Origin of the sequence: Pseudomonas sp. AP19 (genome assembly GCF_001728855.1) — a bacterium.
GTDB classification, from domain to species: Bacteria; Pseudomonadota; Gammaproteobacteria; order Pseudomonadales; family Pseudomonadaceae; genus Aquipseudomonas; species Aquipseudomonas fluorescens.
In genome coordinates this window covers 1-8,383 of record NZ_LXJP01000104.1, presented here as the reverse complement: position 1 = coordinate 8,383, position 8,383 = coordinate 1, and the positions used below count along the sequence as shown (strand labels likewise).

Below are 8,383 nucleotides of genomic sequence, written 5' to 3'. Positions count from 1 at the left end.
GCTCGCGAAAGCGGTGTATCAGTCAACACATGAATTAACTGACAGACCGCATTCGCGAGCAAGCCCGCTCCCACAGTTAGATTTGCGACAGTCTTCAGAGGCCTTTGAGGTCACGCTCTTCAATCGGCCGGCTCTGGCGCAGGCGCTTGCCGCCCAACACCACCCAGTCGATCAGGCGGAACAGGCACTCGATGCCGAATGACAACAACATCGCCCCGCCCAGGCCCCAACCCATGGCTTGCGGCGTGAGCAGGATCTGGTAGCTGTAGCCGTTCCAGGTTTCCAGGCGAATCGCCGGGTCGGCAGCCACCGCCACTTGCAGGGCACGGATGTACCACGGGCCTTGCATGGCCTGGAATTGCTTGTCCAACGCCACTTGGCGATCGAGCATCGTGCCCAGGCTGTTGGCATCGCTCTGGAACACCGGGTCGTCACTGGCACGGTAATGCGCCACCAACGCCTTCAAGTCACCATTGAAAAACTGCCGTGCGGTGCTTTCAAACCCGCTGAGGCCAGTCTGCGCCTCGATCAGGTGGGCCTCGACGCGTTTGGCGTAGTCGTTGATAAACCCCGGCACCTGCACGCCGACCAACAAGCCAATGGCAAACAGCACCAACCGCAGATAACTCAGCAACATGGTCGATATCCTTACTCGGTGATGCCCTGGCTGACGCATTCACCGCGTCGCCACAGGCTCCATTGGCCCGGTTCGTAGCGGGTCCAGTTTTCATTGTCGGTCAACGGCTCGGTCGCGATCACCGTCACTACATCATTGGGCGTGGTTTCGGCCTGAAAATCGACGATCACGTCGACATCTTTCAAACGCGCCGGGCCAAAGGGTGCGCGCCGGGTAATCTGCGCCAATTTGGTCGAGCAGTAGCAAAACAGCCAGTCGCCGTCGCTGAGCAGGCAGTTGAACACGCCTTTGCTGCGGTAGTCGGCGCAGGCAGCGATCAAGTCCGGCAGCACTTGTTCGATGTCCACCGGTTCCGGGAAGGCTTCGCGCACGCGGTTGAGCAGGTCACAGAAGGCCGCTTCGCTGTCGGTATCACCCACCGGGCGGTAGAACGTGGCGCGCGGGTTGAAGTCGGCCAATTGGCCGTTATGGGCGAAGCACCAATTGCGCCCCCACAGCTCGCGCACGAACGGATGAGTATTGGACAGGCACACCTTGCCCACATTGGCCTGGCGGATATGGCCAATCACCACCTCACTTTTGATCGGGTAACGCTGCACCAGCAGCGCGACTTCCGACTCGCTGCTGGCGGCCGGGTCCTGGAACAGACGCAGGCCACGGCCTTCGTAAAAGGCGATGCCCCAACCGTCGCGGTGGGGGCCGGTACGCCCGCCCCGCTGCATCAGCCCGGTAAAGCTGAACACGATATCGGTGGGGACGTTGGCACTCATGCCCAATAATTCACACATGCCAGGGCTCTCGCTGCAGGGCGTACAACGTTAAAGGCGCGGTTCGACCCGCATACCGCTGACCGGCGCCGGGCGACGGTAAGGCTCGTCGTCTTCGTCCACCGGCTCGGCGGCCAGGGCCGCATCGGCAGCGGCCTTGCGCTCACGTCGGGCGTTGGCGGCGCGCTCGATGGGCCAGCGGATCAACACAAAGATGATATACACGCCCAACGCGATCAGCGTGTACATGAACAGGTCGGAGATGGCGCGCCAGGCGTTATTGCCCACATGCAGCACCAAATCAAGGGCGGTGATCGCCACTGCGGGTGCAAACTGGGTCTTGACCGGGTCGACGATGGTCGGGCTCAACAGCAGCACCGCCATCAGCAACTGCAGCGGCTCGCGCAGCCAGCGCCAGATCCAGCGGGTCATGCGCCACCATACCAACAGGCAGCCCAAAGCGGCGAAGGCGTAAAGGCCCCAAGCGGTCAGATAGTCGTTCTCGGTCATGGTGTCCATGGCAAGGTAGGCAAACAGGCGGCTATGATAACGGCTTTTGCGTGTCTCGGCTGCAATGCCTGCCACCATCTGCCAGACAGAGAGTAGTCCATGCCTTCATCGTCCCCCCTCACTGCCGCCCCGATTGCCCGCAAGGCCGAAGGCCAGGACCCGTACGCCTGGCTGCAAGCGCGTGACACGGCGCCAGTCCTCGATTACCTCAAGGCCGAAAACACCTGGCAGGAAGCACAGCTCGCCGACCAGGCAGCCCTGCGCGAAACCCTGTTCGAAGAGATCAAGGGCCGCATTCTCGAAACCGACTTGTCCCTGCCCTCACCGTGGGGGCCGTACCTGTATTACACGCGCACCACGGCGGGTGACGAATATGCCCGCCACTACCGTTGCCGCCGTCCGACGGATGACAGCAATGGGGTGGACGAAAACAGCGAAGAACTGCTGCTCGACCCCAACGCCCTGGCCAATGGCGGCTTTTTCTCCCTCGGCGCGTTCAGCATCAGCCCCGACCACCAGCGCCTGGCCTACAGCCTCGACACCAGTGGTGAAGAGATTTACACCCTGTACGTGAAGGAATTGGCCAGCGGCAAAGTCAGCGAACTGGAGTTTGAAGACTGCGACGGCAGCATGACCTGGGCCAATGACAGCCTGACCCTGTTCTTCGGCGAGTTGGACGACACCCACCGCCCGCACAAACTGTATCGCTACCGCCTGGACGGTACCGCGGCGCAGGAAGTGTTCCACGAGCCTGACGGACGCTTCTTCCTGCATTGCTACCGCTCCAGCTCCGAGCGCCAGTTGCTGCTGGCCCTGGGCAGCAAGACCACCAGCGAAATCTGGGCCCTGGACGCTGACCAGCCGCACCTGGACTTCACCTGCCTGGCGCCACGGGTCGAGGACCATGAATACGATGTCGACCACGGCATGCGCGACGGCGAATGGACCTGGTTTATCCGCAGCAACCGCGACGGCATCAACTATGCGCTGTTCGTCGCCGCCGACACCGGCGGTGTACCGACCGAAGACCAATGGCAAAACCTGATCCCCCACAGCGATGATGTGATGCTCGATGGCGTGACCCTCAACGCCAGCGCGATGACCTTGAGCCTGCGCATCGGCGGCCTGCCGGTGATCGAAGTGCACCCACAGGGCTTGCCGACCTATCGGGTGGAATTGCCTGACGCCGCCTACAGCCTTTACGTGCAGAACAGCCTGGAATTCCCGAGCGACAAGATCCGCCTGCGTTATGAAGCCCTGAACCGTCCGGCCCAGGTGCGCCAGCTGGAATTGGCGAGCGGTGCGCAAGTCGTGCTCAAGGAAACCCCGGTGCTTGGCGTGTTCAACGCCGACGACTACGTCAGCCAGCGTCTGTGGGCCACCTCGGCCGACGGCACCCAGGTGCCGATCAGCCTGGTGGTCAAGCGCGACCAACTGGGCCAGCCGACGCCGCTGTACCTGTACGGCTACGGCGCCTACGGCCAAAGCCTTGACCCGTGGTTCTCGCATGCGCGCCTGAGCCTGCTGGACCGAGGCGTGGCGTTTGCCATTGCGCATGTACGCGGTGGCGGCGAGTTGGGTGAAGCCTGGTACCGCAACGGCAAGCAGGAACACAAACAGAACACCTTCAGCGACTTTATCGCCTGCGCCGAGCACTTGATCGGCGCGGGGCTGACCACCTCCAAGCAACTGGCCATCAGCGGCGGCAGTGCCGGCGGCCTGTTGATCGGCGCGGTGCTCAATCAGCGTCCGGCGCTGTTCCAGGCGGCCATCGCCGAAGTGCCGTTCGTCGATGTGCTCAACACCATGCTCGACCCGGAGCTGCCGCTGACCATCACCGAGTACGACGAGTGGGGCAACCCCGAAGAAGCTGAGGTGTATGCGCGCATCAAGGCCTACGCGCCTTATGAAAACGTCAGCGCCCAGGCCTATCCGGCCCTGCTCGTGATCGCCGGTTACAACGACAGCCGCGTGCAGTACTGGGAAGCGGCCAAGTGGGTGGCCAAGTTGCGTGACACCAAGACGGACGACAACCTGCTGCTGCTCAAGACCGAATTGGGCGCCGGCCACGGCGGCATGAGCGGCCGTTACCAGGGATTACGTGACGTAGCACTCGAATATGCCTTTGTGTTCAAGGCGCTGGGGTTGATTTAGGAACTTCGCGCGGCGGTCCTGTCTGAACACAGGACCGCCTACTCGATTGATGGATCAAGATTAGTCATGCCCCAACCCACGCTACTCAACAATGAAATCCGCGACATGCTGATGGACTGCGGCCTGTTCGACCCCTTGTTGCCGGAAGATTTCCACGTGGCGGCGGGCTACTTCAATATCAGCAACATTGCCCAGGGCGAGGTGATTTTCCTTGAGGGCGATGCCGGCACCTTCATGTGCATCCTCCACAGTGGGCAGGTGGCCGTGCAGAAAACCAACCACGAAGGCCAGCGCGTGACCATCGCCACCCTGCGCAGTGGCCGGGCGTTTGGCGAGATGGCGGTGCTCGATGGCGAACGGCGTTCTGCCAGTTGCCTCGCGGCAAGTGACAGCGTGCTGCTGAACCTGGGCAAGGATTCCCTGGAAAAAATGCTTAACGAAGCCCCCAGGGTGGCGGCCAAGATCATCCGCGCGATTGCCATCGCCTTGTCCAAGCGCCTGCGCATGGCCGACGGGCAATTACTGTCTCAACAGTTTTAACCGCCAGGGGTCTTGGGTTTGCTGTCGTTTTGCAGCAGGCCGGGCACCGTCTGATCTTTTGGCGGTGTCGGTAATACGATCGGCACCAACGCAGGTGAACCGTTCGCCGTGGCTTTAGGCGCGACAGGCGGGGTGACTTGCGGATACAGCGTCGGTGTTGGTGTGCTCGGCGCGCCGGGGGTTGGCGCGGGTGCGACCGGCACGGTTTGCACCTCTTGCGCCTGCGCCGCACCCAATGTGAGCGCGCTCAACACAATGACCGTTAGAATGCTGCACTTCATCGATGGCTCCATGGCCTGACCGGAATGCCCTAAGGCTACTCCCAACCGCGCAAGAATGCCCTTCCCAATGAGATTTCCATGAAACGTTTCGTTCTGCTGGACACCACTCCGATCCCCGACAACGGCGGTGCCTTGTGCCTGTTCGAATACGGCGAGGATTTTGTCATCAAGATCCAGGGCGGCGATGGCGGCCAGTTGATGAATACGCGCATGCACGGCTCCGAAGACGCGCTGGCGGAGATCCCCTGCCGTAAAGTCGCCGGGCGCCCGGGTTCGCGGGTATTGATCGGCGGGTTGGGCATGGGTTTTACCCTGGCCTCGGCCCTCAAACACTTGGGCAAGAGCGCCGAAGTGGTGGTCGCCGAATTGGTGCCCGGCGTGGTGGAATGGAACCGTGGGCCGCTGGGAGAAAAGTCCGGCCGCCCGCTGCTCGACCCGCGCACGGTGATCCGCATGGAAGACGTGGCCAACGTGCTGCAGGCCGAGCCGCAGGGCTTTGACGCAATCATGCTCGACGTCGACAACGGCCCCGAAGGCCTCACGCAAAAGGCCAACAGCTGGCTGTACTCCGCCGGTGGACTGGCCGCCTGCGCCAAGGCCTTACGCCCCCAAGGCGTGCTGGCGGTATGGTCGGCCAGCGCCGACAAGCTGTTCAGCGACAAACTGCGCAAGGCCGGTTTCAAGGCCGAGGAAGTGCAGGTGTTTGCCCATGGCAACAAGGGCACCCGGCATACCATCTGGATTGCCGAAAAGCTCAAGGGCTGATCAACACAACCGCTAAAACAGCACAGACCCAAGGTGGGCACGGGCTCGCTCGCGAAGGCGGAGTGTCAGCCTCTGCGTCTGAGCCTGAATGAGCGGATTCGCGAGCTCGCCAGCCTGCACATTTTGAATCCCCGTCAGTTGCGGGCTTTGCGGTAATCGATCACGTACGGGACTTTTTTTTCGAAGGTTTTTTCCAGCTCTCGTTGGTCAAGCGTGGTCATGCCGCCCAATTGATGGGCGGTAAAGCCACTGTCACCGACCAGTGAGCCGGGTGCCAGGCTGACCATGCGCTTGGCCACGGCTTCAATGGCATCCTTGTAACCGCCCTTCTTGTTCAGGTTGAAGGCGCTCAGGTCAATCTGCGTGCGCAGCCAGTTGCCCCAGTAGAACTCCAGGAATTCCGGTGCAATCGCGCCATCGTCCGGCTTGCCGTAAGCGGCCTTGCGCGTGAAATACACCAGGCTGCGGAAAGTGTCGTCCTGCAAGCTCTTGAAGCCCAAATGCGCCGGCAACTGTGAAGGTGGCAGGCTGTGGCCCTGGTTGTCCTTGAGCCAGACTTTGCGGGCAGCCTCCATGCGCTGCCAGAACGTAGCCAGGTCAGGGCTGTTGCTGAAATCGTCGGTGACCTTGACCCACATTTTCAACTGAGGGCCACCACCGGGCACTTCCCACAACGTGGTGAAGCTGTGGTGACCGTCAGTCAGGTACAGCTGGCCTGCGGGGCCGACCACCACGGTTTTCATGTCCTCGGGATGCGTGCCCACCGGGTCCTTGCAGGTGAAGCTCGCCGGCTGCTGCAAGTCGGCCTTTTTCGGCACGTTATCGGCGGCGCCCTGCCCGTTGGTTTCACAGTATTCGTCAAAGACCTTGGCGGGCTTGTCGGCGAACAGCCCGAGGCTGTAATAAATCTGATCGAACCCCACCACGGCTTGAGTCGGGTGCAGTTGCTCAAGGGACACTTCGATCACCTGGCCGGGTTTGGGGGTGGAGAATGCATGGGCTTGAGCCGTCAAGGCGCAGAGCAGGAGTGCAACGGTCCATGTGTGCAGACGCATAGGTTTCAGATCCCAGTGGATGGCGTGAGCCGATACTACAAACGATTGCCGCTGCCAGGCTGTACCGTTGCTGAAAAAGCCAGCGGTGTTTTCCAGCGCGAGCGGCTAGAATCAAGGGTATCCGTGACCCACCAAATAGCCAGGAGCCATGATGAGCTCGACCAACCCGCCCTCCCACACCGCCAAACTGGACCGCATCCTCGCCGATGCCCAGCGCGACCGGGAAATGGGCTACCGCGACAAAGCCTTGAAAATGTACCCGCACGTGTGCGGCCGCTGCGCCCGTGAATTCGCCGGCAAGCGTCTGAGCGAACTGACCGTGCACCACCGCAACCACAATCATGATGACAACCCGCAGGACGGTTCCAACTGGGAACTGCTGTGCCTGTACTGCCACGATAACGAACACTCGCGCTACACCGACCAGCAGTATTTCGGCGAAGGCTCCACCAGCAGCCCGACCATCGCCAAGGCCACGCACAACCCGTTTGCGGCGTTGGCGGGGTTGATGAAGAAAGACGACTGACGTTCGTCGCTGCCTGCCCGGCCGCCATCGCAGGCAAGCCAGCGCCCACAGGGGAACGCATTCCCATTGTGGCAGCTGGCGTGCCTGCGATAGCGATGGCCCAAGCACCACCTCACTCCCAGGCCGTATAATCGGCGTTTTTCTGCAAGGCACCCTTCCCCGTGGGCAATAAACGCTACAGCTGCATCGGTCTGTATAACCCCAAATCCCCCGAAAACGTCGGTTCGGTCATGCGCGCCGCCGGTTGCTACGGCGTGGCCTCGGTGTTCTACACCGGCGTGCGTTACGAGCGCGCCCGGGATTTCATCACCGACACCAAGAAGGTCCACCACGACATTCCGCTGATCGGTATCGATGACCTGAAAAAAATCCTCCCGCTGGGCTGTATACCGGTGGCTGTAGAACTGGTCGAAGGCGCCCGCCCACTGCCGGAATACACCCACCCCGACCGCGCGCTGTATATCTTCGGCCCTGAAGACGGCTCCCTCGACAAAGAGATCCGCGACTGGTGTGAAGACGTGGTGTACATCCCGACGACCGGCTGCATGAACCTCGCCGCCACCGTCAATGTGGTGCTCTATGACCGACTGGCCAAGGGCAACAACACCCGCTCGGGCCCCAAGTACTGATTTTTTGGGAACATCCGGCGCCTGCAAACAGTCAGCTACTAACACTTGCCCTTGTTGGAGACAGATCATGAGCGACAGCAAAATCCCGCGACCTATCATTGAACACGCACCCTTTGACAGCCAGCCGACTCAAAACGTGCATGGCTGGGAACGTATCGGCTCGGTGGCCGGCGGCGTGATGATGCTCGGCAAAGGCCTGCGCCGTGGCGGGATCTTCGGCTTGATCCAAGTGGCGATTGGCGGCGTGGCCCTGGTGCGCGGCGTCACCGGGCACAGCTCGTTCAAGGACAAGCTGGAGCAAGGCCGCCAGGAAATGAACAGCGTGCGCACAAAGATTGAGCGCGCTGGAGAAGAATTGAAGAACCTCAAGACCAAAGCGGAAGTAGCGGCTGAGAAGGCCACTAAAACGGCCGACTAGTACACCTCTGCGATCAGTTGGAAATCCAAATGTGGGAGCGGGCTTGCTCGCGAAAGCGGTGTATCAGTCAGTACATATTTAACTGACAGACCGCATTCGCG

At 61.3% G+C, this 8,383-nt stretch carries 11 protein-coding genes; 6 read left to right on the top strand and 5 right to left on the bottom strand.

Annotated elements, in window-relative coordinates; translation table 11 throughout:
• Positions 1-94: 94 nt before the first annotated feature.
• Genes A7D21_RS33325 through A7D21_RS33315 form a run of 3 tightly spaced genes read right to left on the bottom strand, consistent with a single transcriptional unit; the run spans position 95 to position 1,992 of the window.
• The gene (locus A7D21_RS33325; RefSeq protein WP_053255015.1) at positions 95-637 is read right to left on the bottom strand and encodes a DUF2937 family protein; all 543 of its coding nucleotides are present in this window, start codon (positions 635-637) and stop codon (positions 95-97) included.
• A gap of 11 nt (positions 638-648) precedes the next feature.
• Positions 649-1,425: a class II glutamine amidotransferase gene (locus tag A7D21_RS33320; protein WP_053255014.1), complete on the bottom strand. Its 777-nt coding sequence runs from the start codon at positions 1,423-1,425 to the stop codon at positions 649-651.
• Between the two features lie 30 nt (positions 1,426-1,455).
• Positions 1,456-1,992 carry an MFS transporter gene (locus tag A7D21_RS33315; protein ID WP_069553789.1) on the bottom strand — a complete coding sequence of 179 codons (537 nt, stop codon included), beginning with the start codon at positions 1,990-1,992 and terminating at the stop codon, positions 1,456-1,458.
• 21 nt (positions 1,993-2,013) lie between these two features.
• Between A7D21_RS33315 and A7D21_RS33310 the strand changes: the two genes are divergently transcribed.
• A complete protein-coding gene (locus tag A7D21_RS33310) occupies positions 2,014-4,068 on the top strand; it encodes a S9 family peptidase (protein ID WP_053255012.1) in 2,055 nt (684 codons plus the stop codon).
• Between the two features lie 66 nt (positions 4,069-4,134).
• On the top strand, positions 4,135-4,608 hold the full coding sequence (locus A7D21_RS33305; protein WP_053255011.1) for a cyclic nucleotide-binding domain-containing protein: 474 nt from the start codon (positions 4,135-4,137) through the stop codon (positions 4,606-4,608).
• On the opposite strand, the gene A7D21_RS33300 is transcribed toward A7D21_RS33305, so the two are convergent.
• A complete protein-coding gene (locus A7D21_RS33300) occupies positions 4,605-4,889 on the bottom strand; it encodes a hypothetical protein (RefSeq protein WP_069553788.1) in 285 nt (94 codons plus the stop codon). The genes A7D21_RS33305 and A7D21_RS33300 overlap by 4 nt on opposite strands.
• A 78-nt stretch (positions 4,890-4,967) precedes the next feature.
• On the opposite strand from A7D21_RS33300, the gene A7D21_RS33295 reads away from it, so the two are divergent.
• Positions 4,968-5,654: a spermidine synthase gene (locus A7D21_RS33295; RefSeq protein WP_069553787.1), complete on the top strand. Its 687-nt coding sequence runs from the start codon at positions 4,968-4,970 to the stop codon at positions 5,652-5,654.
• A gap of 134 nt (positions 5,655-5,788) precedes the next feature.
• Here A7D21_RS33295 and A7D21_RS33290 read toward each other — a convergent pair whose 3' ends face one another.
• Positions 5,789-6,709, bottom strand: coding sequence for a ParB/Srx family N-terminal domain-containing protein (locus A7D21_RS33290; RefSeq protein WP_069553786.1), 921 nt, complete (start codon positions 6,707-6,709; stop codon positions 5,789-5,791).
• Between the two features lie 151 nt (positions 6,710-6,860).
• On the opposite strand from A7D21_RS33290, the gene A7D21_RS33285 reads away from it, so the two are divergent.
• The 3 genes from A7D21_RS33285 (at position 6,861) to A7D21_RS33275 (ending at position 8,282) form a co-directional block, all read left to right on the top strand.
• Positions 6,861-7,235, top strand: coding sequence for a YajD family HNH nuclease (locus A7D21_RS33285; protein WP_003210675.1), 375 nt, complete (start codon positions 6,861-6,863; stop codon positions 7,233-7,235).
• A 161-nt stretch (positions 7,236-7,396) separates the two neighbouring features.
• A complete protein-coding gene (locus A7D21_RS33280) occupies positions 7,397-7,864 on the top strand; it encodes an RNA methyltransferase (RefSeq protein ID WP_003189607.1) in 468 nt (155 codons plus the stop codon).
• Between the two features lie 67 nt (positions 7,865-7,931).
• Complete coding sequence (locus A7D21_RS33275) at positions 7,932-8,282, top strand: DUF2892 domain-containing protein (protein ID WP_069553785.1); 351 nt, start codon at positions 7,932-7,934, stop codon at positions 8,280-8,282.
• Positions 8,283-8,383 lie beyond the last annotated feature (101 nt).

Coding starts and splice junctions, on each gene's coding strand:
- A7D21_RS33325 (WP_053255015.1), bottom strand. CDS start 637: ATGTTGCTGAGTTATCTGCGGTTGGTGCTGTTTGCCATTGGCTTGTTG.
- A7D21_RS33320 (WP_053255014.1), bottom strand. CDS start 1,425: ATGTGTGAATTATTGGGCATGAGTGCCAACGTCCCCACCGATATCGTG.
- A7D21_RS33315 (WP_069553789.1), bottom strand. CDS start 1,992: ATGGTGGCAGGCATTGCAGCCGAGACACGCAAAAGCCGTTATCATAGC.
- A7D21_RS33310 (WP_053255012.1), top strand. CDS start 2,014: ATGCCTTCATCGTCCCCCCTCACTGCCGCCCCGATTGCCCGCAAGGCC.
- A7D21_RS33305 (WP_053255011.1), top strand. CDS start 4,135: ATGCCCCAACCCACGCTACTCAACAATGAAATCCGCGACATGCTGATG.
- A7D21_RS33300 (WP_069553788.1), bottom strand. CDS start 4,889: ATGAAGTGCAGCATTCTAACGGTCATTGTGTTGAGCGCGCTCACATTG.
- A7D21_RS33295 (WP_069553787.1), top strand. CDS start 4,968: ATGAAACGTTTCGTTCTGCTGGACACCACTCCGATCCCCGACAACGGC.
- A7D21_RS33290 (WP_069553786.1), bottom strand. CDS start 6,709: ATGCGTCTGCACACATGGACCGTTGCACTCCTGCTCTGCGCCTTGACG.
- A7D21_RS33285 (WP_003210675.1), top strand. CDS start 6,861: ATGAGCTCGACCAACCCGCCCTCCCACACCGCCAAACTGGACCGCATC.
- A7D21_RS33275 (WP_069553785.1), top strand. CDS start 7,932: ATGAGCGACAGCAAAATCCCGCGACCTATCATTGAACACGCACCCTTT.